The organism is Janthinobacterium sp. JF4 (genome assembly GCF_059617925.1).
This window is the reverse complement of record NZ_JCAQAV010000003.1, coordinates 232,078-255,796: the sequence shown is the minus strand read 5'-3', so window position 1 is coordinate 255,796 and position 23,719 is coordinate 232,078. Positions and strand designations below refer to the sequence as shown.

The window sequence follows — 23,719 nt, the reverse complement described above, 5'->3', positions numbered from 1 at the left end:
CCGTTGACGTCAGAAACACGATACCACGCCGCCCAGGCTTTCATAGCCGCTCACGGAGGGCGACCAGGCCGTGCCGTTCCACGCCTTGTGGAACAGGGCGCCATTCGTGCCCGTGACAAACACGTCGAGACGGTTCGGCGCCCAGGCCGTGGCGCGCGGACGCGAGGTGCATACGCCGCCCAGGTTTTCAAAACCCGTCAGGGAAGGCGACCAGGCCGACCCATTCCAAGCCTTGTGGTACAGGGCGCTGTCCGTGCCGATGACGAACAGGTCGAGCCGGTTGGGTGCCCACGACACGGCTTCCACCTCGCCCACGCAGATGCCGTCCAGGCGCTCGAAGCCGTCGATGGACGGCCCCCATTTCGCGCCATCCCACCATTTATGGTACAGCGCGCCATCGGTGCCCGTGACGAAGACGTCGAGGCGGTTCGGTCCCCACGCCACGGCCTTCGGCGACGAGGTGCAGATGCCGCCCAGGCGTTCATAGCCCGTCAGCGACGGTCCCCAGGCCGTGCCGTTCCACCACTTGTGGTACAGGGCCCGGTCCGTGCCGACGACGAAGACATCGAGGCGGTTCGGCCCCCATGCCACGGCTTCCGGCTGGCCCAGGCAGATGCCGCCCATGGCTTCGTACCCCGTCAGCGACGGCCCCCAGGCCGCGCCATTCCACCACTTGTGATACAGACCACGGTCCGTGCCAACGACAAACACGTCGAGGCGGTTCGGCCCCCAGGCCACGGCGCGGGGATCTCCCACGCACAGTCCGCCCATGGCTTCATAGCCGGTCAGCGACGGCCCCCAGGCCGTGCCGTTCCACCATTTGTGGAACAAGCCGCTGTCGGTGCCCGTGACAAACACGTCGAGCCGGTTCGGCCCCCACGACACCACTTGCGGCGCACTGGTGCAAATGCCGCCCTGCCCTTCATAGCCGGTGACGGACGGCGCCCAGGCCGTGCCATTCCAGGCCTTGTGGTAGAGCGCGCGGTCCGTGCCCAGCACAAAGACGTCGAGGCGGGTCGCGCCCCAGGCCACGACGGGAGAAGAACTCTGGCGCGGCGTGGCGCCTGTGCCTGTGCCGCCCGTGCCGATGCTGGCGCGCGGGCCGTCGAGGCAAGCCTGCATGCGCGCCACCTGGCCCGCCGTGAACATGAACATGGCCGGATCATCGACATAATCCATGTAATTCATGAACATGTCGCCATTCGGCCCGTTGTTGCAGGACACCTGGGGAAACGAGGGCTGCCCCGTGTTCGGCCCGCCCTGGTTCGGCGTGTCGGCCACGTTGTCCGTGCCCGCACACCCGGTACCGTCGTCGCCCCAGATGTGGTTCAGGTTCAGCCAGTGGCCGACTTCATGCGTGGCCGTGCGCCCCAGGTGAAACGGCGGCGCCGCCGTGCCGCTCGTGCCAAAGGCCGATTGCAGGATCACCACGCCGTCGGTGGCGGCCGGGCCGCCGGGAAACTGCGCATAGCCCAGCAAGCCGCCGCCGAGCTGGCACACCCAGATATTCAGGTAGCTGTCGGCCGGCCAGGCATCCATGCCGCCCGTCGCCTGCGACTTGACGGCATCGTCCGCGCCGAAGGACGTGACCGTCGTCTGGCGCCGCTCGATGCCGCTGGTGGCCACGCCATGCGGATCGATCGTGGCCAGCGCGAATTCCACGCGCGCATCGGCCGTCAGCGGCAGGAAGGGTGCCGGCGTGCTGTTGACGTCCGGATTGACGCGGCGGAAATCGCGGTTCAGCACGTCGATCTGGCTGGCGATCTGCGCATCCGAAATATTCTGCGCGGCCGTATTCCACACCACGTGCACCACCACCGGTATCTGCGTCACGCCGGAACGGCCGGCAAAGCCGCTGTCGCCCTCGTACAATCCGGTCAGGTTTTCGATATCGGCGCGCACGTTCGCATACGATGGATCTTCGGTCAGCAAGCGGCGATGCACGTCCATCGTGGCGCAAGTGCGCGTCTGCGGCGTGCCGCCGCCCTGCCCCCCGTCACCGCCGCTGCTGTTGCCACCATCGCCTCCCATGCCGCCACCGCCCGCAGCGCCACCGGTTCCCATCCCGCCGCCACCGCCCACGTGCATGCAACTGGCGCCCGCCATGCCGGGCGGCGCCTGTTGCATGCCGCCGCCCGGCATGGCGCCGGTATCGGCGGCGGCCGCGCCCTGGGTAAGCGCCGCCTGGTCGGCATATGACATGCCCAGGCGCGTCCCGGACATGGCATCGCCGCTGCCTGCCACGCCAGCGTCGGCCCGCACGTCGCCCTCGACCGGCATCGCCTGCATGGCGGACATGGCTGGCAGGCCATCAGCCGAACCGGCAACTGGTGATTTTTTCGTTTTAGCGGTGCTCATGATGTCTCCTTCGTCTGTTTGCCAGTTCACTATGGCACGCCAAAAAGAGGAGCATTTGTGCCAGATCAAGACTGGCAAGCGGCGCCAAGGAAAAGTGGCGGACGAAAAAAAAGACAGCCGAAGCTGTCTTTGGGGTTTGCGGGCCATGGCCCGCAAACGGGGAATTACTTGGCGGCGGCAGCCTTGACTTCAGCGTCGGCCTTGGCCTTGGCTTCTACCGTCTTGGTGGCGGCGAGGGCCTTGTCGGCGTTCGCTTCCACTTTTTCCTTGGCGACCTTGGCGTTCGCTTTCACGGCAGTCTTGGTGGCTTTCGCATCGGCCTTGGCATCGGTTTTATCGGCCTTGGCTTCCGCTTTCAGCTTGTCTTCCGCATCGGCGTTGACGACTTTGTCGTGTGCCTTGGCCTTGGTTTTATTGGCCTTGTGATGGGCGTCGGCTTTCTTTTCGTCGGCCTTCATTTCGGCCTTGGCGACATTCGCGTCAGCCTTGGCATCGACCTTGGCTTCCGAAGCGGCAGCCTTGTTGACGTCTTTTTGCGCGGAAGCCTGGGCTTTCACGACAGCTTCCGTGGCTGGCGCCGTTTGGGCGAAGGCGGCGGTGGCAAACAGGGTGGCGATCAGTGCGGCGAGTAATTTGTTCATGATGTGACCTTTCAATATGGATTCGAGTTATTTTTACTAAAGGCGGGCAAAATGTTCAAAATTTGCCAGGCATCGCGCTGTTTCTTGATGTAGCGCAATGGCATGACTGCATAGTAAAGATAACTGGCAAACCACACAGTGCGTTAGCGCACTCAACGGAAAATATGTGCAATTCGGCAAATTTCCCATTCGGTGCGATGGCTAGTCAGATCCTCATGCGCTGATAGCCAGGGCCGCGTGGCGCGCCGCCACCCATTCCTCGTTGGCCGGCTCCACGCCCACCACGATGCGGCTGGCATCGCTGGAAATGCGGCTGGCGTTGCGTGCATTCGCATCCGCGTCGAGCACAGGGCCGATGAAACCCAGTTCGGCGCAGATGCGCTGGCGCAGTTCGGCGCTGTGCTCGCCGATACCGGCCGTAAACACCAGCATGTCCAGCCCACCCAGCACAGCCGTCAGGGCGCCGATCTCGCGCACGATGCGGCGAATATACAAGTCCAGCGCGGCGCGGATGCGCTCGCCCGTCGCATCCTGCCGGTCCTGCTGCGCCAGCAGCACGGGCGGATCGGCCGACACGCCGGAGACGCCCAGCAAGCCCGACTCGTGGTACAGCACATGCGCCACCTTTTCCAGCGACAGTTTTTCGATTTCCATCAGGTAGATGACGGCGCCCGGATCGAGCGAACCGCAGCGCGTGCCCATCATCAGGCCGTCGAGCGCGGAAAAGCCCATGGTGGTGGCCACGCTGTGCAAATTCTCCATGGCGCACAGGCTGGCGCCGCTGCCCAGGTGGGCGACGATGACCTTGCCGCGCGCGGCAGCGCCGAAACGCTGCTCCAGCACCAGCGACTGGTATTCATACGACAGGCCGTGGAAGCCATAGCGGCGCAAGCCCCGCTCCCACGCATCGTAAGGCAGGGCCAGCATCTGCTCGACCTGCGGCACCGTGTGGTGGAAGGCCGTGTCGAAGCACGCCACCTGGGCGATGTCGGGCCGCGACTCGAGCAGTACCTCGATCGCCTCCAAGGCGAACGGCTGGTGCAGCGGCGCCAGCGGCACATAGCTTTTCAGGTCGGCCAGCACCTTGAAATCGATGCGCACGGGGGCGAAATACTTGCTGCCGCCATGCACCACGCGGTGCGCCACGGCGCACAGCGGACGCCCGGCCAGCTGCGCCACCACTTGCGCGCGGATGTATTCGAGAGCCGCGTGATGCGGCTGCTCCGCATCGAGCTGCAAGGCCACTGCCGGCAGGCCGCCGGCGCGGTATGTGGCGTTTTCGCGGCCGATGCCTTCGACCTTGCCGCTCCATTGCGCCTGCTGCGGCAGCACGCCGCCGGCTTGCTCGAACAGGGCGAACTTGATGCTCGACGAGCCGCAATTGAGCACCAGGATCAGGGTGCCGTCGGCATGGGTGATGGGCGCGTTCATGGCGGCGTGCTCCGGTAATGGTTGGCCAGCATCACGGCGATGGCGCACGAGGCGATGCGGCTGGCGCGCGAGTCGGCGCGGCTGGTCAGAATGACGGGAACTTTCGCGCCCAGCACGATGCCGGCGCTGTCCGCGTCGCCCATGTATTCGAGCTGCTTGGCCAGCATGTTGCCGCTTTCCAGGTCGGGCACCAGCAAGATATCGGCGCGGCCCGCCACCTCGGAGACGATGCCCTTGACGGTGGCGGCGGCGATCGACACGGCGTTGTCGAAGGCCAGCGGGCCGTCGAGGATCGCCCCCGTGATCTGGCCGCGGTCGGCCATCTTGCACAGGGCGGCCGCGTCCAGGGTGGCCGGCATGTCGGCGTTCACCGTTTCCACGGCGGCCAGGATGGCCACGCGCGGCATGGCCACGCCGATCACGTGCGCCAGGTCGATGGCATTGCGCACGATGTCGGCCTTCATGGCCAGATTCGGCGCGATATTGATGGCCGCGTCGGTGATGATGAACGGGCGCGGATAGGCCGGCGTCTGCATCAGGAAGCAGTGGCTGATGCGGCGCTTGGTGCGCAGGCCGGCGCTGGCCGACAGCACGGCCGACATCAGTTCATCCGTATGCAGGCTGCCCTTCATCAGCGCCTCGACTTCGCCCCTGCCCGCCAGTTCGGCGCCGCGCGCGGCGGCCGCATGGCTATGCTCGACGTCCTCGATGGCGATGCCTTCCAGGCTCAGGCCCGCTTCCAGCGCCACCGCCTCCAGGCGCGCGCGCGGCCCCACCAGCACGGGCGTGATCAGGCCGGCCGCATGCGCGTCCAGCGCGCCCGACAGGCTCAGTTCATCGCAAGGGTGGATCACGGCCACCCGGATCGGACCCAGGGTGCGCGCGTGTTCCAGCAGGCGCCGCGTGCCGTCGCCGTTATGCAGGCGCACTTCGGGCAGGGTGGCGCGCTTGCGTTCGATCTGTTCGGCGGGCGCGATCACCTGCGCTTCGCCGTCGAGCACCACGGCGCCATGCTGGTTGACGCAGCGGCAGGCCAGGGTCACGTGGCGGCTGCGCGGTTCGAGCGCCGTGACGGTGACGCTGATGGCCAGCGTATCGCCCACGCGCACGGGTTGCAAAAAGCGCAGGGTCTGGCCCGTGTAGACGGTGCCAGCACCGGGCAGGCGCGTGCCCAGCACGGCGGAAATGAGGGCCGCGCCCCACATGCCGTGGGCGATCACGCCCTGGTAGCGGCTGGAAGCGGCAAATTCGGCGTCCAGGTGCTGCGGATTGTCATCGCCCGACATCACTGCGAACAGGGCGATATCGTCCATGCTCAGGGTGCGCGTAATGCTGGCGCTGTCGCCGATGGCGATCTGGTCGAAGGTGCGGTTACGTACGATACTCAAATCATCGTCTTGGGTAGTAGTCATCGTGGTCTTCTAGGCAGGGGTATTGTGTTTGGCCGGTTTGGCTTTCGCCCCGGCATGGGATGCAGTTTGAGATGCAAGCACGGCCGGTGGCTGCGCCTGCGCTTGCTCCTTGACCGCGCGGTCGAAGACTCCCAGCATCTGCTGCAGGCTCGCTTCCTCGTCCGGCGTCGGCGCCTCGGGCACTTGCAGCACTTGCTGCAGCCATTCTGCCAGCGCGCCGATGTCGTCCGGCTCGGCGCGCGACAGCAAGGCCGGCAAGGCGGCGATGGCCGCATCGAAATCATGCAGCATCAAGCGCGCCTGCTGGCGCACGATGCCGCGGAATTCCTCCATGCTGATATCCTGCCGGTATTGCGGCTTGATCAGTTTGAGGGCCAGGTTGACCCTGCGCTCGTCGGCGATCATGCGGAAGCGGTAGATATAGAACAGCGCGCGCACGGCAGCTTCCACCAGGCCGCCCCGCTGCATGTCTTCGTCCATCTTGCGCGTTTCGCAGCGTACGTATTCGCAGTGCTCGGGCGAGATGCCGGGATGCGGGCGCGGCGGCGTGACGTCGCCGATGGCTTGTCCCGTCAGCGCCTGCACCAGGGGCGAACCGTACACCAGGTCGAAGGTGGTTTCCTGCAGCGTATCGCGCCAGTCGCGCCAGCTGTTCAAGCCGGCCGTGATGGCGCCGGAGATGGCCTCCTGCATGGCCAGCAGCGGATTGTCGGGCGATACCGGCTGGCGGTGCGCACGCACTTTTTCCGCCTCCTTGGCCACCAGCCTGGCCAGCGGATTGTGGTCCGTCCAGCGCTCGTACGACACGCGCAGCGGATGCGCGAGCTGCAGGAAGCGCGCCGACTGCGGCGTGACCATGGCGCGCACCCACGGCTGCGCAAACGTGCGGTACAGCGCCAGGTTCACTTCGGACACGCGCGCGGCGGCGGCAAACTTGCGGTCGTTTTCCACGCTCGGCTGCACGATGGCGCGCACGTCCTCGATGCCGCGGTGCTCGACCTGCAGCACATAATCTCCGCTGGCCAGGTCGGCATTCGGCGTATCGGGCGTCTTGTCGACGATCCGCGCTTCGTAGATGCCCGCCGGCAGCAGGTTGATCAGGTCGATATTGCTGGCGAATTTCTGGTGCTCCTTGTGCCCCACCTTGGCCGACACGAAGATGCCCAGGTGGCCGATGCTGTCATGCACGGCGTAGACGATGGTCTGGTCGTGCAGCAGCACGTCGTTATCATCGCGGTACAGGTCCGTGATCCAGCCCAGCGCCTGCGGCGGCGGCGTGATGTTGTCGCCGTTCGAGCAGAACACGACGATGGGCGAACGGATATTGCGCAAGTCCAGGCGCACGCCGTCAGAGGTGATCAGTTCGGCCGTGGCCAGGCGATTGCCGATGAACAGATTGTCGACGATGTACTGCATCTCGACGTCGTTGAGGAAGACGTGGCCGCCCCAGTATTTTTCAAATTCCAGGTAGCGTGGCGCTTCCGTATCGATGTTCGCGTACAGATTGTACTGCTTGCCCCACAGGGTATTGGCCGGATTCAGCTTCTCGAAATTCTGCACCAGGCTGGCGCCGTCGAAGCGGCCATTGCCCAGGTCGCCAGCCAGCGCCGTGGCCCAGCTGCCGCCCATCAGGCCACCCGCGTAGCGCATCGGATTGCGGCCATGCCAGCCAGCCCAGTACGACACGGGCGCGCCGGCCACGATGATGGGGCCGAACAATTCCGGGCGCATGGCCGCCGTCATGAGGATTTGCCAGCCGGCCTGGCAATTGCCGATGACGACGGGCTTGCCCTCGCTGAGCGGATGCAGGGCGATGACTTTTTCCAGGAAGGCCGCTTCGGCATGCATCACGTCTTCCACCGTCTGTCCCGGCATGGGATCGGGCAGAAAGCCAATGAAGTAGCACGGATGGCCGGCGCGCAGCGCCACGCCGATCTCGCTCTCGGCCTTGAAGCCGCCGATGCCGGGACCGTGTCCCGCGCGCGGATCGACGACGACGAAGGGGCGTTTCGATGGATCAGGTTCGGGCGCATCGGGCGTCAAGATGCGCGCCAGGCCGTAATTGACGGGACGCGCCAGCTCCAGGCCCGACATCACCAGTTCGGCGGGGAAGTCCAGCACGTTCGGCACTTCCTCGGCCATGTGCTCCTGGTACTGATTGCCGCGCCGGCGCATCACGTCCGCGTACAGCACGATGCGCTGCCACGAGTCGCGCGCATAGTCGCCCAGCACGCCCAGGGACGGCAAGCCGCCGGTGGAGAAAAATGGTGCAGCTTCGGTCTTCATGGCTATCCTTTTCAAGCAAAAAACGCCGGACCATTCCGGCGCGGTGGCTATGCCATCTGGCTGATGGTCTTGCGAAAGCGCGCAAGGGCGAAAGTAAACAAGGCCGTGCCGATGGCCAGCAGGGCCAGGAACGGTTTCCACACCACGTCGATACCGGCGCCACGGTACAGGATCGCCTGGCTCAACTCGACGAAATGCGTGGTCGGCGCGATCAGCATGATGTTCTGCACCAGCTCGGGCATGCTTTCGCGCGGTGTGCTGCCGCCCGAGAGCATCTGCAGCGGCAGCAGCACGAGGATCAGGAGCATGCCGAACTGCGGCATGCTGCGCGCCACGGTGGCGAGGAAAATGCCCATCGAGGTGGTGGCAAACAGGTGCAGGGCCGCGCCGCACAGGAACAGCGCGATCGAGCCTTCGATCGGCACGTGCAGCATGCCGCGCACCACCAGGTTCAGCGACAGGGCGGCGGCCAGCAGCACCACCAGCCCCATCGACCAGACCTTGCCCAGCATGATTTCGGCCGGCGTCACGGGCATCACCAGCAAATGCTCGATGGTGCCGTGTTCGCGCTCGCGGATCAGGGCCGCGCCGGTGAGGATGATCGACAGCATCGTCACCTGGTTGATGAGCTCCATCAGCGAGCCAAACCACGCCTGGCTCAGCGATGGGTTGAAGCGCGCGCGCATTACCAGCTCCACCGGCGAGACGGTCGCGCCCCGATAGCGCTTGGCGAATTCGGATATTTCACCGGCGACGATCTGCTGGATGTAGCCGCTGCCGCTGAAGGCCTGGCTCATGCGCGTGGCGTCGACGTTCAGCTGCAGTTCCGCCTGGCGCCCGCCCAGCACGTCCGCCTGCAGCTTGGGCGGGATCGTCAGCACGAACGTGTACTGGCCCGCGTCCAGGCCCGCATCGACCTGGCTCTGGTTGATCATGGCCGGCGGCGTGAACTGCGGCGGGAAGAAGGCCGAGGCGATGCGCCCGGACAGGGGAGAGCCATCCTCGTCGACGATGGCGATCGACGCCATGTGCAGAGTTTCCGGCTTGGCCGTGGCGGCCACGTAGATGGCCAGCGTGAAGGTATACAAGATCAGGATCAGCATCATGGGATCGCGGATCAGGCTCCAGATTTCCTTCACGCCCAGGCGGTAGATGTTTTCAAGGTGGCGCATACGCTTACGACTCCTGTTTCTTCAGCAGCGCCACCGTCACGCCAAGGATCACGGGGATCGCCACGATCAGGGGCCAGAACGAGGCATGCAGGTCGCCAAAGCCCAGCGCCTTGTTGAACACGCCCCGGCTGATATTGAGCATGTGCGTGGCCGGGTACATCAGGCCGATCGCCTTGCCCACGCCTTCCATCGACGAGACGGGATTGAGCAAGCCAGAAAACTGGATGGCCGGGATCATGGTGCCGATCATGGTCACGAACAGGGCCGCGATCTGGCTGCGCGTAAAGGTCGAAGCGAACAGGCCGATGCCGGTGGCGCAGATATTGAAGATGAAGGTGGCGCCGATCAGGGTCGCCAGGCTGCCCTTGATCGGCACGCCGAAGGCGGTGACGGCCAGCAGAGCCATGAGGGCGAAGTTGAACATGGCCAGCACGACGTACGGCACCTGCTTGCCGAGCAAGAATTCCAGGCGCGTCACGGGCGTCACGTACAGGTTGATGATGGAACCCAGTTCCTTTTCGCGCACCACGGACAGCGCCGCCAGCATGGCCGGCAGCATCAGCAGCAGCAGGGGAATCACGGCCGGCACCATGGCGGGCAGGCTTTTCACGTCCGGATTGTAGCGGTAGCGGGTCTGGATAGCGACGGGGTTGCTCATCGTGATGCCATAGCGGTGCAATGCCTGGTCGGCCAGCCACAGCTGGTGCATGCCCTGCACGTAGCCCTGTACGGTTTCGGCGCGCATCGGCATGGCGCCGTCGATCCACGCGCCCACCTGCGCTGGCGCGCCGCGCTGCACGTCGCGCGCAAAACCAGGCGGGATCTCGATGGCCAGCGACAGTTCGCCGCTGCGCATGCGCTTGTCGATATCGGCATAGTCGCGCAACGGTGGACGTTCGACGAAGTAGCGTGAGCCGGCCAGGTTGTTCGTGTAATTCTGGCTCAGCGTGGTTTGGTCGTGGTCGAGCACTGCGTAACTGAGGTCTTCGACGTCCAGGCTGATGCCGAAGCCGATGACGAACAGCAGCAGCACGGAGCCGCCCAGCGCCAGGGTCAGGCGCACGGGATCGCGCCGCAATTCCAGCGTTTCGCGCCACATGTAGCTGAGCATGCGCCCCAGGCTGAAGCGGCTGCGCTGCGTCTGCTTCTGCTGCGCGGGCGCCGGTGCAGCTTCCTGCTGCGCCGGTGCCGGCGTTTCCTGCCTTGTCTCCGCCGCCGTGCCGCCGCCCGCCTCTTCCAGGTAGGCGATGAAAGCTGCTTCCAGCGATGGCGCGCCCTTCTTGCGCACCAGTTCGGCCGGCGCATCGCTGACCAGCACTTTACCGGCATGCATCAGCGAGATGCGGTCGCAGCGCTCGGCCTCGTTCATGAAGTGGGTGGAGATGAAGATGGTGACGCGGTCGCGCCGCGCCAGCTCGATCATCAGGCGCCAGAAATTGTCGCGCGCGATGGGGTCGACGCCGGACGTGGGCTCGTCGAGGATCAGCATTTCCGGCTTGTGCACCATGGCCACGGCCAGCGACAGGCGCTGGCGTATGCCCAGCGGCAGGCTGTCGGGCAAGTCGTCCATCACCGCGCGCAAGTCGAAGCGCTGCGCCATTTCGTCGATGCGGGCGCCGATTTCGCTGTCGGGCACGTGGAACAGGCGCGCGTGCAGCACCAGGTTCTGGCGCACCGTCAGCTCGCTGTACAGGGAAAATGCCTGCGACATGTAGCCGACCCTGCGGCGCGTGTCGATATCGCTGGAATCGACTTCCTTGCCGAACAGCCAGGCCTTGCCTTCCGTCGCTGGCAGCAGGCCCGTGAGCATCTTCATGGTGGTCGACTTGCCGCAGCCGTTCGAACCGAGAAAGCCGAAGATCTCGCCGCGGCCGATGCGGAAATTCACATGGTCGACGGCCGTGAAATCGCCGAAGCGCATGGTCAGGTCTTGCGCCTCGATGGCGACGTCCTGCGCGCTGGCGGCATCGAGCGGCGTGATGACCACGGGCTGGTGGCCCGCGCGCTTGGCTTCGGGCAGCAGCTTGATGAAGGCCGCTTCCAGGTTGTCGCTTTGCGTGCGCGCCAGCAGCTCGGCCGGCGTGCCCGTACCGCGCACCTTGCCGTCATCCATGGCCACCAGCCAATCGAAGCGCTGCGCCTCGTCCATGTAGGCCGTGGCCACCATCACGCTCATTTGCGGGCGCTGCACGCGGATGCCGGCGATCAGGTCCCAGAACTGGGCGCGCGCCAGCGGATCGACGCCGGTGGTCGGCTCATCGAGAATGAGCAGGTCGGGATCGTGGATCAGCGCGCAGCACAGGCCCAGTTTCTGCTTCATGCCGCCCGACAGCTTGCCCGCCGGACGGGCCAGGAACGGTTGCAGGCCCGTGCTGCGGGTCAGCTGGTCGATGCGGCGCCGGCGTTCGGCCGCGTCATGGCCGAACAGGCGCGCGAAGAACTGCAGGTTTTCCTCGACCGACAGGGTCGGATACAGATTCTTGCCCAGGCCTTGCGGCATGTAGGCGATACGCGGACAGACGTCGTCGCGGTGGCGCGCATCGCGCATGTCGCCGCCCAGCGCCATGACCCTGCCTTCCTGTACCGCGCGCGCGCCGGCCACCAGCGACAGCAGGCTCGATTTGCCCACGCCATCGGGGCCGATCAAGCCCACCATGCAGCCGGCCGGCACGTCGAGGTCGATGCCGTCGAGCGCCACCGTCTTGCCGTAATGCTGGCTGACGCCCCGGATGCTGACGACGAAATTGTTCACCTCCATGCTCACTGCGGAACCTTGGCCGTCAGTTCAGCGGGCCATGGCAGCTTCGCATCGAGACGCACCCACGCCACGCCGGGCAAGCCCACTTTCACCAGCGCCAGATGCTTTTGCAGCAGCTCGCGGCTGATCTGCGCCTTCACGCGGAACATCAGCTTCTGGCGCTCGCTGGCCGTTTCCACCGTCTTCGGCGTAAACTGCGCGCTGGCGGCGACAAACGAGATCGTTGCCGGAATCACGTAATCGGGCGCCGCGTCGAGGATGATGCGCACTTCGCCGCCCATCGCCACCTTGCCGGCCGCCGTCTCGGGCAGGAAGAAGGTCATGTAGACGTCCGACAGGTCGACCAGGTTGAGCACCTTGCCGCCACCGGCCAGTACCTCGCCCTGCTGCGCCACCAGGTATTGCACGCGACCGTCGCGCGGCGCCGCCAGTTGGCCATCGGCCAGGTCGGCGTCGATGCGCGCCGTGGTCGCCTCGGCCGCGACGACGGCGGAGCGCGAGCCGACCACCTGCGCCCTGGCCGCGTCGATGGCCGCCTGCGCCGCCGTCACTTGCGCCTTGGCCGCGTTCAGGGCGGCGGCCACGCTGCGCACACGGGCACGGTCGTCGTCGAGTTCCTGCACCGAAGAAGCGCCTTCCTTCGACAGGGTTTCCGAGCGGGCCAGGCGGCGTTTGGCCGCATCGAGTTCGCTTTCGCGCTGCGCCACCAGGGCCAGCGCGGCAGCCTTGTCGCTCTCGCGCACGGCAACCTGCGCCTGCGCTCCCACAACCGCGTCGGACGCCTGCTGCTGGCGCGCGCGCGCCTCGTCGCGCTGGGCCACCAGGGAATCGACCTGCATGGTGGCCAGCGGCTGGCCCGACTTGACGAAGTCGCCCTCGCGCACGAGGATCTCCTTGACCCTTCCCGCCAGCTTGGTGGCGACGTCGACCTCCGTCGCTTCGATGCGGCCATTGCCGCTGACAAAACCTTCGCCAGGGCCCGTGGGTCGCATTTTCTGCCAGGCCACATAGCCCAGCACGAGAACGGCCACGACCAGCGCCGCGGGGATGAGTTTTTTCTTCAGTTGAGCATTCATGGTATCGGGGCGATCAAATTAATGGGTGGAAGCGGCGGCGGAGCTGGCGGAGGTGTTGGCAAGTACGCCGCCGCCCAGCGCCGCATACAGGCTGACCTGGCTCGAGAGCAGCGCGCGGCGCGTCTGCACCAGCTGCTGCTCGACCGTCAGCAAGTCGCGCTGCGCATCGAGCACTTCCAGGTAGGGCGCGGCGCCATTGTCGTAGCGCAGCTTGGCCAGGCGCGCCCGTTCGCTCTGCGCGGCCAAAGTCGTCTTGCCGATATCGACCTGCAGCGCCAGCCAGCGCCGGTTCGACAGCGCGTCGGCCACTTCGCGGAAGGCGCCCTGCACGCTCTTTTCGTAGTTGGCCACGGCCACGTCGCGGCGCACCTCGGCCAGATCCATATTGGCGCGCAGGCGGCCCGCGTCAAAGATCGGCAGCACCAGGCGCGGCGCGACATTCCACGCGCCGCTGCCCGAATCGAACAGGCCGCTCAATTCCGCGCTGGCCGTGCCGTAGGCCGCCGTCAGCGAAATGGTCGGGAAGAAGGCGGCGCGCGCGGCGCCGATATTGGCTTGCGCAGCGCGCAGCTGATGTTCGGCCGCGATCAGGTCGGGGCGCTGCGTGAGCAAAGCCGAGGGCAAGCCCGCATGCAGCGGCTGCAGCACGCTGGCGTCGTCGAAGCGGCGCACCTCACCAGCCACCGGCGTCAGGTCGACGGGGCCGCCCACCAGCTGGGCCAGCGCATGCGCCTGCACGGCACGCGCCTGCTCCAGCTGGGCCGACAGCGAGAGGGCCTGGCTGAGCAGGGTTTCCACCTGCGTCAGGTCCAGCTTGGAAATCGAGCCCACTTCGAAGCGGCGCGTGAAGATGCGCAGCGATTCGGCGCGGCTGTCGACCGTGGCGCGCGCCAGTTCCACCCGTTCGTCGAGTTCGCGCAAGCCCAGGTAGCCATTGGCTACCTGGGCCACCAGGGCCACGCCGACGGCGCGGCGCGCCTCGTCGCTGGCCAGCAGGGTTTGCAGCGCGCTGTCCTTCAGGCTGCGCACGCGGCCCCAGAAATCGAGCTCCCAGGCGCTCACGTTCAAGCCCGACTGGTACTGCGCGCTCGTCATGGGGCGGCCCGTCACGCTCAGGTCGCCGGGTACGCGCGCGCGGCTGCCGGAGGCGCCCAGCGCGATGGTGGGAAATTGTTCGGCGCGCTGGATGCCATACGCGGCGCGCGCCTCTTCCACGCGCAGCGCGGCGATGCGGATGTCTCGGTTGCTGGCCAGCGCCTGCGCAATCAGCGCCTGCAGGCGCGGGTCGGCAAAGTAGGATTGCCAGGCGACGTCGGGCGCGTGCGCGCCGGCCGAATCGGCTTCCGGATACTGCGCCGCCACAGGCAACGGCGGCGGCGCGAACGGCGGCGCCATCGAGGCGCAGCCGGCCAGCAGCAGGCTGGCGGCCAAGGCGGCCACCCCGGCGCGCGGGGATAGAAGGGGAACAGCCATGGTCATCATCTTCCAGTCAATTCAGAATGTTGTAGCCGCCATCGACATACAGGGTGCCGCCCGTGATGGCGCGCGCGCCGTCGCCGGCGAGGAAGGCGCACAGCGCGCCCACGTCCTCGATGGTGGCCAGGCGCCGCATGGGCGAGCGTTCGATGGCGTCGGCCATCAAGCGGTCGAAATGGGCGATGCCGGAAGCGGCCCGCGTCTCCAGAGGCCCCGGCGAAATGGCGTTGACGCGGATGCCTTGCGGTCCCAGTTCCGCCGCCAGGTAGCGCACCGACGCTTCCAGCGCCGCCTTCACGGGACCCATCAGGCCATAGTCGGCGATGACTTCCTCCGCGCCCAGGTAGCTCATGGTGGTCAAGCTGCCGCCGTCCGGCATCAGCGGTTCGGCCAGCTTCGCCATGCGCATGAAGGAGTGGCAAGAGATATCCATCGCCTGCGCAAAGCCGTCGGCCGAACTGTCCGTCACGCGGCCATGCAAGTCCTGCTTCGGCGCGTAGGCGATGGAGTGGACGACGAAATCGAGCCGCCCCCACTGCCGTTCGATCTGCGCGAACAGCGCTTCGAGCTGGCCCGGCACGGCCACGTCGAGCGGCGCCATGATGGCCGCCGGCAGTTGCAGCGCCAGCGGCTCCACATGGGGACGGGCCTTGTCATTGAGCCAGGTCACGGCCAGTTCGGCGCCGGCCGCGCGCAATGCGCTGGCGCAGCCCCAGGCGATGCTTTGCGTGTTGGCGATACCCACCACCAGGCCCCGCTTGCCCTGCAAAGGCAAGTGCTGGCGCAGGCCGGCCGTCATGCCTGGACCGGACGCAGGGCGGGCCACGGCGTGGCCGCCTGCACACGGCGCACCGCACCGGCGCGCATGGCGGCAGCGCACATGGCCAGGGTGACGCCGCCGGCGCGCGCATACGGCAAGGCAATGGGAGTGTGGGGGTGTAAGGTACTGCACGCGTCAGGCGCGGGGATCTGCATCTTCATGAATCGGGCTTCCGTCACTGAAATTCGAGGCCAGCACCAGTGCATTCTCGGGGAACTGGTACGGGGCGAAATTACTCTACAGCATTTAGACGCGTGATTCGTGATGAGTCCGATCCGCATTCCATGACGCTTTGAGCTAGGTCAACTATAAGTGCGATTGCGGCAATGCAGCATTGATGTAAATCAAATTCTACCTCAATATTATCTAAATGAAATATTTTTCAGGCAAGCGTGCGGGCATGCGTATTTGATAATGCTACAGGGCTGGCGCGGGGAAAAGAAAGCATGCCGGCGCAGATGCCCATTGCCTGAAAAACAAGCAGCGCTGGACGGCAGGGGAAGGGAGACGATGGAGAAGATACAGAAAGGGGGCCATGCTATTGCGTTGCAACATGGCCCGCCATGCCGTGCGGGACTGCGCTGAACAGGCTTATTTGCCCGGCGCCGCGGCGGGACGCGAATACAGGTCGATGATGGTGCTGATGCCCTCCTGGCATACGGAGCAGAACGTCTCGCTGCGGTCGAACATGATGCATTGCATCTCGGGCCGGTAGTAGCCGGACGATTCGTAGTTCGCGCCCTCGAAGGCGCCCACCGCATGGCGCTGCGGCGCCTTCGAAAACAGCTGCTGCGTGTACGCCAGGTCGGCCTTGAACAGGCCGCTCATCTCGCTTTCCGGGCGGTTGGCCGCGCGCAGGGCCGCGCGCTGCTTCTGGTACTCGCGCGCATGGCTGTCGTACGCCGCCTTTGGCCACGGCGTGGGCAGCGGCGTGCCCGCCTTGACGTGCTGCTTCCATTTCAGCCTGGCCGGATCGCGCAGCGCCGTGGCGTTTGGCTCCCACGGTTCCTGGCGCTCGCCATTCGACTGGTAGGCCACGGGCGAGGTGTAGTACTCGTCAGCCAGGCCGGCGAAGTGGTGGCCAAATTCATGCACGAACAGGTAATCGGCCCAGTCGTTGTTTGCCGCCGCCGTGCTGAACTGGCCAAAGATGCCGCCGCCGCCGTAGGTATCGTTGTTGACGAGGATTTCGATGAATTCATACGGCGCGTATTGCGCCAGGTCGCGCAGGGCGCGGTTGTCCGTCGTCAGCACATAGCGCTCGCTGCCGAAGATGTCGTAGCGCGTGCCCAGCGGCGAGGCGTGATGCACGCCCGTCGAAGGACGCGACACGCCTGACTCCTGCGTCGGCGCAGCCATGGCCCACACATTGAAATCGTTGGCCCGTTCGCGGAACGGCGACACCGTAAACAGGTGCTCGGCCAATTTTCGCGCCGTCGCTTCGAACTTGCCCATTTCGGCGGCCGTGTAGCCATCGCCCATGATCAGGAGGTCAACCTTCCCGGATGACGGGCCACTGACGCGAATCGGGATCGGCTTGACGGGCGCCGGCGGCTGCTTGCGGATCACGTCCTGCGCGGCCGGGTCGACATCGGTACTCCACGCAATGGAAAACAGGCCGCGCTCGTCGCGCTTGAAGATGCGCACGCGCACGGGGTGCTCGGGCTGCGGGAAGCGCACGGATTCCTGGAAGGCGCGCGTGGTGGTTTTCGCTTCGTCGGTGCTGGCCCACTCGCCGAAGATGGTGGAAAAGCCGCGCGAATACAGCACCTTGCCCGATTTGATGTCGACCACTTCCAGCAGGTTGTTGCCGCGATTGCTGTCGTCGATGAGGCGCGCCAGGTTGCCCGGCCATGGCAAGGGCTCGACCAGCACGCGCTCGACCGCATAATGTTCGCCCAGCGCATTGCCGCTGTGCTGGTAATCGAGGCGCATGGTGGCCGGCTGGGCGGCACTGGCAGCCTGCGCGGCGGGGACGATGCCGGCGGCCAGCGCCAGCGCGCAGAGGAAGGATCGAATCGGGGTCTGCTGCATGTCATTCCTAAAACGGTAGAAAAACAGGTGAAGGGGTCGGTTTTCCAAACAATCGGCGGGCCTGCCGGCAGGCGCGGGAAAAACCGCTGCGGCACATTGTAGCGACAGGAAGGAAGGCTGCAAAGCGCCCATTTCAGCCGATTCGCTTGACCGGGCGAGACTATCGCTTTATATTAGATTGACTAGTCGATTAATTAAAGGAATCCGCCATGCGCACCATCGATCCCGGCAAACACGCGGCGCGCCGCGACGCCATTCTCGCCGCCGCGCGCAGCTGCTTTGCGCGCAAGGGCTTTCACCAGACCAGCACCGCCGCCATCTGCGCGCAAGCGGGCATGAGTCCCGGCAACCTGTTTCATTACTTCCCCACCAAGCAAGCCATCATCGCCGCCATCGTCGACCAGGAAGGCAGCGAGACGGCCGCCTATTTCGCCGGCGTGCAAGGCAGCGCCGATGCGTACGGCGCCCTGCTCGACTTCATGGACCTGGTGCTGGCGCTGGCGGCCGACGGGGATTTTGCGGCGCTGGCGCTGGACATTTCCGCCGAAGCGATGCGCGACACGGATATCGCGGCCAGGGTGGCGCGCAACGACGCCAGCCTGCGCGGCGGCCTGCACACCTTGCTGGAAGAGGCTGCCGCGCAGGGCCAGGTCGATGCCGCGCTGGACGCCGCGCAAACGGCCAGCTGGATCGCCGCACTGATCGACGGCATCTTCAACCGGGTCGCCGTCGATCCCGAGTATGCGCCGCTGGCGCAGCGGGCCAGCCTGCACCTGTTATTGGCGCGCTTCCTGCGCCCTGCCCTGGCATGAGCGGCGCCATGCAAACCCGGCCCACGCGCATCGCCGACGTCGACGCCCTGCGCGGCTGCGCCCTGTTCGGCATTTTGGTCGTCAATATCGGCGCCTTCGCCACGCCCTGGTTCGGCCTGGGCTTGACCGATCCGGCCTTTCACGGCGGTGTGGACCGCGCCACGCACTTCCTCGTCGCGCTGCTGTTCGAGACCAAGTTCTATCTGCTGTTTTCCTTCCTGTTCGGCTACAGCTTCACCTTGCAGATGCAGGCGGCCGCGCGCGCCGACGCGCCGTTCGTGCCGCGCATGCTGCGCCGGCAAGCGGGCCTGTGGCTGATCGGCGCCCTGCACGCCGTGTTCCTGTTCCATGGCGACATACTCACCACCTACGCCGTGCTGGGCATCGTGCTGCTGGCCCTGCACCGCTGCGGCGAACGCCGGGCACTTTCCCTGGCGTTGATGCTCGTCGCCGTCTGCGCGGCATTCTGGGCCGGCATGGCCTGGCTGCAAAGCCTGCAGCCGGCGGGCGATGCCGCAGACAACGCCGTGGCGATGGCGCAGAAGGCAGCAAGCGCGCTGGCCGCCTACCGTGCCACGCCAGCGGCCGTCGTCAATCAGCATCTGCGCGAACTGAGTGACATCTGGATCGTCCTGCTGCTGGTGCAGGCACCCTGCGCGCTGGCCATGTTCCTGTGCGGCCTGGCCGCCGGCAAGCGCGAGATGCTGCTGCATGCCGCCGACTATCTACCGCTGCGCCGCCGCCTGCTATGGGCTGGCGCACTGGCGGGACTGCCCGGCGCCGCCTTCTATGCATGGACCTCCGTGTATGCGCAAAGCCAGGCATGGCAGGTGGCGGGACTGGCCGTGGGCCTGGCCAGCGCGCCGCTGCTGGCGGGCGCTTACCTGGCGCTGGCGCTGGCCCTGTTCGAGCGCCTGCGCGACGGCACGCTGTTTTCCCTGCTGGCCGACACGGGCCGCATGGCCCTGTCGAACTACCTGCTGCAGTCGGCCATCTGTGCCTGGCTATTCCTCGCGTATGGCGCGCGCCTGATGGGCAGCGTCTCGCCGCTCGGTGCCGTGGCGCTGGCAGTCATCATCTTTTGCGTGCAGCTGCCCCTGAGCCGCTGGTGGCTGCGCGGCCATGCGTATGGCCCCGTCGAGTGGCTGCTCAGGGCCTTGACGATTGCCGCGTGGCCCCGCTGGCGGCGCTAGCGCGCCGCTTACTTGTAGCGGTACAGGGGCTGGCGCAGCTGGATGGGGCGGATGTCGAGGCGCAGCTTCAGCACCGAATACGCTTCCGCCTCGGTCGAGCTGTAGCCGACGCTGTTGACGGTCTTGCTGAACCTGAATTCAAAACCCAGGTCCGGATAGGGGTCGCGCGGGTTGCCGAAGGCGATGCCGATGGCTTCCTGCTGGGCGTTGTCGATCAGGTTGCCCATCAGGTCGAGCACGGCGTTGTTGCCGAGGATATCGTTGGTAAACACGGGTTCGCGCATGTCGGGCTGGTTCGGATCGAGCTTGTTGTCGGCCTTGTCCGGCGACGGCGTAAATGCGCGCGTGACGAGGTTGAACTTGTCGCCCCGGTCCAGATAGCTGATGGCCGCATTGCTGATATTGAAATTTTTCACGCCACGGTCGCTGATGGCGCCCGACAGGTCGATCAGCAAGGCGCCGCTATAGCCGATGACTTCCACGTCGCGCATGGCGTCGACCACCATGGCGCTGTTTTCATCGATACCCAGGCCCAGGTGATAGCCTTTTTTCAGCATCACGGGAATCATGCGCGCAAAGCGCCCGCGCACCAGCAGATGCTGGTCCACAAAGACATCGCTGCCGATGAAGCCCAGGCCCGGCGCGATCTCGCGCCCGTCCGTCACGCCCATCTTGAGCATGTCGAGCACGGGCTTGGCGTCGTAGAACATGGTGGTGCTCATGATGGCGGCGCCGGCGCTGGAACCGGCGATCACGCCGCCATTGCGGTAGACCGACCAGATGGCTTCCAGCGCGGCCGTGCGGCTGCCGTCCGGGCGCAGCAAGGCTTGCGTGATGCGTCCCTGGTCGCCGCCGGCGAAATAGATGCCGCTGGCCGACTTGATCTGCGTGACGATGGCGGGGTCTTCGGCCGCCTTGCGGTAATCGCTGTTCGACAGTTTCACGGCCAGCGGCACGAAAAAGGCATCGGCGCCATACTGGTTCAGCTTCTTGATGATGCTTTCGCCCGATTTTTCCGGGTTCATCGCGGCCGAGGCCAGCACGGCGATGCGCGCGCCTGGCCCGCCCGACAACTTGACGATGCGCTGCCAGACTTCGGCATTGTCGGCGCGCAGGCCGCCGCCGATGATGACGAGGGTGCCCTGCGGCGCGCTGCCGATGGCACTGCCGCCGGGCGCCGCCACGGCATGGACGCTGCACAATGCCAGCGCGAACAGCAGCGCGGCGCGGAAGGTGTGATACAGGCTTGCGGATGATTTCATGGTGCCTCTCGAATACAAGGAAAGTGGCGCACGCTTGTTGATGCAGGCGCGCGCCCTTGCTGCCAAAACTGCTGCTTGCAACCCAACTGCCTCGAACTACGATACTACTTGCTGCATATGACAGCGTTGTTGCGGTATCTCCACGCTTCTATGTAAAAATGCTTACTTGAAGCTGTAATTGGCGCTGGCATAGAAGCGCCGTCCGCGCGGGTCCGTGTAGGTCGGGTCATAGCCGGAGAGGAAATAGTAGGCCTGGTTCGAGTACGGCGGACTGGTATTGAACAGATTCTGTATTCCGGCGCGCAGCTTGAACTGCTTGCTGACGGCATACGCGCCCGACATGTCCCACAGCGTATACGCCTTCACCCGGTTCGGCTTGACGACGCTGCCGTCGTCCGTGTTGATGGCCGAATTCTGGTCATCGTAACCGCTCGAATACGTGTTCGACAGGCTGGCCGAATACGGGCCGTGGTCCCAGTCGAGGGTGATCGTATGGCGCCAGCGCTGCACCACGCCGTCCGTGACGAACTTGTTCAGATTGCTGATAAAGACGTCGCCGGGGCTCGTCTGGATTGTTGAATCGAGCACGTAGGTGCCGCTCAGGTGGCCGCCGAAACGTCCCCACGCCGTTTTGACCCCATGCAGGTCGGCCGTGATATCGATGCCCGCAGCCTTTTGCGCGCCGCGGTTTTCCTTGCGCAGTTCGATGTAGTCGATTTCATTGTCCTTGTTGCGGTGCACCAGGTCGCCGTACTTGGCCAGGTTGCCGAGGATGATGTCGTCGCCGATTTCGCTGATCAAGTCCGTGCGCTTGATGTTCCAATAGTCGGCACTGAAGGTCCAGTGCTGGCCCGGTTCGAGTACCAGGCCGGCCGAAAACTGGCGACTGCGCTCCGGTTTCAGCTTGTCGTTGCTGTAGCGGCGCGTATCCCAGTTATCGGCGCAGACGGAGTAATCATTGTTCTCGCTCGCGCAATACACGGGATCCGGCAAGGTCGCCGTACTGCTGTAGGCAGTGGGCCGGTGCAGGTCGGACATCGATGGCGCGCGGAAGCCCTTGCCGGCCGAAGCGCGCAGCAGCACCTGCTTGCTGGGCATGTAGGTCAGCCCGATCTTCGGACTGAGCGCGCCGCCCACCTGCTGGTAATGGTCGTAACGGCCAGACAGCTGCGCCTGCCACTGTTTGGTCAACGGCAGCAGCAGTTCGCTGTAGATGGCTTGCACCTTGCGGCTGTCGCTGGTGGCCACGCCGCCTTCGGGCGCCGCGTCGTTGTTGATGTTGTCGCTCATCAGCAACGCCGATGGACGGAACTCGGTGCGCTCGCGCCGCACTTCGCCGCCCACGGCGAGCGCCATGTCGCCGCCGCCCAGCGCCATCAGCGCGCGCGATGCCTTGAAGTCGAGCGAGTCCATGGTGCCGCGCGCATGCCGTACTTCGTCATTGACCTGGATGCTGTCGAGCAGCGCCTTGCCCTTCGCGCTCGACGGGCCAAACGGGTTGATGTCGCCGGCGGCGATGCCTTCCAACAGCTTGTCGTACAGGACGTAGCCATGCGTATCGCGGTCCTTCACGACGTTGACGCTGTGATTGAAGCCCACGTCGTAATCCCAGCCGGCGAGCGTGCCGCTGGCGCCCACCACGAAGCGCTGGCTCTCGCTGGTCAATTCGCTGGTGCGCATGCCCGCCTCGTTCAGACGCATGCGCAGTTCCAGTTCGCGCGCGGTCGGATTGCCGTCTTCGTCGACGATGCTATCGAGGCCGGTATTGGCCAGCTGCGGCACCTTGCTGTAATCGAGGTAGCCGATCACGCGCGCCGACGAACCCACGTAATAGCTGCGCGAACGGCTCAGCGCCACTTCCGCGTACAGCTGGTGGTCGTCATTGAGCTTCAGTACGCCGCGCGTGAGCAGGTTCTGCTTGTCCGTCTTCGGATACAGCTCCGTGTCGCCCATGTAATCGTAGGTACAGGCATCGACGCCGCCCGTTCCCGCCGGCAGGTACAGGTTGGCCGGCGGCGAACAGTTCTGGATCGACAGATTGATCTGGCGGTTGCTGATCGGCTGACCATTGAGCAGGAAGCCATTGTCCTGCAAATAGTCGCGCTGCTCCCCCGACAGGCGGATATTTGCCGGGCTGGTAAAACTCGACAGCAAATGCCCCAGGCGCTGCGGAACCTGCAGGTTCGGGATGAACTTGCGCTGCGCGGAGCTGAGGCGGTCCGTTTTTTGCAGGTCGACCACGGCAAAGATATTGTAACCATCCGTGGCCAGGTCGCCCGTGCCGGCCGTGATGCTGGCCGTGCGCTTGCCGGCGCCGCCTTCATCGGTGCGGCTGCCGTAGGCGTTCAGCTCCACGCCCTGGAAATCCTTGCGCGTAATGAAATTGATGACGCCGCCGATGGCGTCCGTGCCGTACAGGGCCGAGGCGCCGTCGAGCAGCACTTCCACGCGCTGCAGGGCGGCGGCGGGAATATTATTCAGGTCCACGCCCGCATCGTCGCCGGGCGAGGCAAAGTTGGCCATGCGCCGGCCATTGAGCAGCACCAGGGTCGACGACGTACCCACGCCGCGCAGGTTGGCGCTGTTGAAGCCGCGCTGGTCGCCGCCGATATTGATGCTGGCGCCATCGGTCAGGCCGCCCACGTTGGCCGAGACGCGCGCCATCAGCTCGGCCGCCGTCGTCACGCCCGCCTTCTCGATCTCGGCACGCGTGATGATCTGCACCGGCAGCGCCGTCTCCGATTCCAGCCGCTTGATGGCCGACCCCGTGATCTCCACGCGCTGCATTTTTTTCGGCGCAGGCTCCCCATCCTGCACCTGCTCCTGCGCCTGCACGGCGCTGGCCAGCATGCCCAGCGCCGCCGACACGCTCAGGGCGCCCAGCGCCAGGCGCACGCCTCGCGCCAGCGCCGACTCGCGTGGCAGTACGGAACGGCCGTCCTGTCTTTTCATGTGCATTGCATCTCCCCCCGATGGTGTATGTCTGAT

16 protein-coding genes are annotated in these 23,719 nt (G+C 65.7%); 2 read left to right on the top strand and 14 right to left on the bottom strand.

The window, feature by feature from the left end; genetic code table 11:
* Positions 1-9: 9 nt before the first annotated feature.
* From AC54AF_RS04855 to AC54AF_RS04800, 12 genes are all read right to left on the bottom strand, one after another.
* Positions 10-2,358 carry a DUF8189 domain-containing protein gene (locus AC54AF_RS04855; RefSeq protein ID WP_496635612.1) on the bottom strand — a complete coding sequence of 783 codons (2,349 nt, stop codon included), beginning with the start codon at positions 2,356-2,358 and terminating at the stop codon, positions 10-12.
* A 164-nt stretch (positions 2,359-2,522) separates the two neighbouring features.
* On the bottom strand, positions 2,523-2,999 hold the full coding sequence (locus tag AC54AF_RS04850) for a hypothetical protein (RefSeq protein ID WP_426071990.1): 477 nt from the start codon (positions 2,997-2,999) through the stop codon (positions 2,523-2,525).
* Between the two features lie 213 nt (positions 3,000-3,212).
* On the bottom strand, positions 3,213-4,430 hold the full coding sequence (locus AC54AF_RS04845) for an acetate/propionate family kinase (RefSeq protein WP_496635611.1): 1,218 nt from the start codon (positions 4,428-4,430) through the stop codon (positions 3,213-3,215).
* Entirely contained in the window at positions 4,427-5,842 is a 1,416-nt protein-coding gene (locus tag AC54AF_RS04840; protein ID WP_496635610.1) for a bifunctional enoyl-CoA hydratase/phosphate acetyltransferase, read from the bottom strand. The genes AC54AF_RS04845 and AC54AF_RS04840 overlap by 4 nt, the downstream gene beginning before the upstream one ends.
* A 9-nt stretch (positions 5,843-5,851) precedes the next feature.
* Positions 5,852-8,128 carry a DUF3141 domain-containing protein gene (locus AC54AF_RS04835; protein ID WP_496635609.1) on the bottom strand — a complete coding sequence of 759 codons (2,277 nt, stop codon included), beginning with the start codon at positions 8,126-8,128 and terminating at the stop codon, positions 5,852-5,854.
* A gap of 47 nt (positions 8,129-8,175) precedes the next feature.
* Positions 8,176-9,300 carry an ABC transporter permease gene (locus AC54AF_RS04830; protein WP_034746452.1) on the bottom strand — a complete coding sequence of 375 codons (1,125 nt, stop codon included), beginning with the start codon at positions 9,298-9,300 and terminating at the stop codon, positions 8,176-8,178.
* Between the two features lie 4 nt (positions 9,301-9,304).
* Positions 9,305-12,058: a ribosome-associated ATPase/putative transporter RbbA gene (gene rbbA, locus AC54AF_RS04825; RefSeq protein ID WP_496635608.1), complete on the bottom strand. Its 2,754-nt coding sequence runs from the start codon at positions 12,056-12,058 to the stop codon at positions 9,305-9,307.
* Between the two features lie 2 nt (positions 12,059-12,060).
* Positions 12,061-13,134 carry an HlyD family secretion protein gene (locus AC54AF_RS04820; RefSeq protein ID WP_496635607.1) on the bottom strand — a complete coding sequence of 358 codons (1,074 nt, stop codon included), beginning with the start codon at positions 13,132-13,134 and terminating at the stop codon, positions 12,061-12,063.
* An 18-nt stretch (positions 13,135-13,152) separates the two neighbouring features.
* A complete protein-coding gene (locus AC54AF_RS04815) occupies positions 13,153-14,613 on the bottom strand; it encodes an efflux transporter outer membrane subunit (RefSeq protein ID WP_496635698.1) in 1,461 nt (486 codons plus the stop codon).
* Between the two features lie 10 nt (positions 14,614-14,623).
* Positions 14,624-15,409 carry an enoyl-ACP reductase FabI gene (fabI, locus tag AC54AF_RS04810; RefSeq protein WP_496635697.1) on the bottom strand — a complete coding sequence of 262 codons (786 nt, stop codon included), beginning with the start codon at positions 15,407-15,409 and terminating at the stop codon, positions 14,624-14,626.
* Entirely contained in the window at positions 15,406-15,591 is a 186-nt protein-coding gene (locus AC54AF_RS04805; RefSeq protein WP_496635606.1) for a hypothetical protein, read from the bottom strand. Before AC54AF_RS04805 ends, fabI begins: the two co-directional genes overlap by 4 nt.
* Before the next feature lie 430 nt (positions 15,592-16,021).
* On the bottom strand, positions 16,022-17,464 hold the full coding sequence (locus AC54AF_RS04800) for an IgA Peptidase M64 (protein WP_496635605.1): 1,443 nt from the start codon (positions 17,462-17,464) through the stop codon (positions 16,022-16,024).
* 209 nt (positions 17,465-17,673) lie between these two features.
* Between AC54AF_RS04800 and AC54AF_RS04795 the strand changes: the two genes are divergently transcribed.
* Both AC54AF_RS04795 and AC54AF_RS04790 read left to right on the top strand, forming a co-directional pair.
* Positions 17,674-18,276, top strand: a complete 603-nt coding sequence (locus AC54AF_RS04795) for a TetR/AcrR family transcriptional regulator (RefSeq protein WP_496635604.1) — start codon at positions 17,674-17,676, stop codon at positions 18,274-18,276.
* 8 nt (positions 18,277-18,284) lie between these two features.
* On the top strand, positions 18,285-19,469 hold the full coding sequence (locus AC54AF_RS04790; protein WP_496635603.1) for a DUF418 domain-containing protein: 1,185 nt from the start codon (positions 18,285-18,287) through the stop codon (positions 19,467-19,469).
* An 8-nt stretch (positions 19,470-19,477) separates the two neighbouring features.
* Here the strand turns inward: AC54AF_RS04790 and AC54AF_RS04785 are convergent, their stop codons facing one another.
* Together AC54AF_RS04785 and AC54AF_RS04780 are read right to left on the bottom strand one after the other, a co-directional pair.
* Complete coding sequence (locus AC54AF_RS04785) at positions 19,478-20,731, bottom strand: cyanophycinase (RefSeq protein ID WP_496635602.1); 1,254 nt, start codon at positions 20,729-20,731, stop codon at positions 19,478-19,480.
* A 162-nt stretch (positions 20,732-20,893) separates the two neighbouring features.
* Positions 20,894-23,689: a TonB-dependent receptor gene (locus AC54AF_RS04780; protein WP_496635601.1), complete on the bottom strand. Its 2,796-nt coding sequence runs from the start codon at positions 23,687-23,689 to the stop codon at positions 20,894-20,896.
* Positions 23,690-23,719 lie beyond the last annotated feature (30 nt).

Coding starts and splice junctions, on each gene's coding strand:
- fabI (WP_496635697.1), bottom strand. CDS start 15,409: ATGACGGCCGGCCTGCGCCAGCACTTGCCTTTGCAGGGCAAGCGGGGC.
- rbbA (WP_496635608.1), bottom strand. CDS start 12,058: ATGGAGGTGAACAATTTCGTCGTCAGCATCCGGGGCGTCAGCCAGCAT.
- AC54AF_RS04815 (WP_496635698.1), bottom strand. CDS start 14,613: ATGACCATGGCTGTTCCCCTTCTATCCCCGCGCGCCGGGGTGGCCGCC.
- AC54AF_RS04840 (WP_496635610.1), bottom strand. CDS start 5,842: ATGACTACTACCCAAGACGATGATTTGAGTATCGTACGTAACCGCACC.
- AC54AF_RS04785 (WP_496635602.1), bottom strand. CDS start 20,731: ATGAAATCATCCGCAAGCCTGTATCACACCTTCCGCGCCGCGCTGCTG.
- AC54AF_RS04850 (WP_426071990.1), bottom strand. CDS start 2,999: ATGAACAAATTACTCGCCGCACTGATCGCCACCCTGTTTGCCACCGCC.
- AC54AF_RS04835 (WP_496635609.1), bottom strand. CDS start 8,128: ATGAAGACCGAAGCTGCACCATTTTTCTCCACCGGCGGCTTGCCGTCC.
- AC54AF_RS04830 (WP_034746452.1), bottom strand. CDS start 9,300: ATGCGCCACCTTGAAAACATCTACCGCCTGGGCGTGAAGGAAATCTGG.
- AC54AF_RS04795 (WP_496635604.1), top strand. CDS start 17,674: ATGCGCACCATCGATCCCGGCAAACACGCGGCGCGCCGCGACGCCATT.
- AC54AF_RS04845 (WP_496635611.1), bottom strand. CDS start 4,430: ATGAACGCGCCCATCACCCATGCCGACGGCACCCTGATCCTGGTGCTC.
- AC54AF_RS04820 (WP_496635607.1), bottom strand. CDS start 13,134: ATGAATGCTCAACTGAAGAAAAAACTCATCCCCGCGGCGCTGGTCGTG.
- AC54AF_RS04790 (WP_496635603.1), top strand. CDS start 18,285: ATGCAAACCCGGCCCACGCGCATCGCCGACGTCGACGCCCTGCGCGGC.
- AC54AF_RS04780 (WP_496635601.1), bottom strand. CDS start 23,689: ATGCACATGAAAAGACAGGACGGCCGTTCCGTACTGCCACGCGAGTCG.
- AC54AF_RS04800 (WP_496635605.1), bottom strand. CDS start 17,464: ATGCAGCAGACCCCGATTCGATCCTTCCTCTGCGCGCTGGCGCTGGCC.
- AC54AF_RS04855 (WP_496635612.1), bottom strand. CDS start 2,358: ATGAGCACCGCTAAAACGAAAAAATCACCAGTTGCCGGTTCGGCTGAT.
- AC54AF_RS04805 (WP_496635606.1), bottom strand. CDS start 15,591: ATGAAGATGCAGATCCCCGCGCCTGACGCGTGCAGTACCTTACACCCC.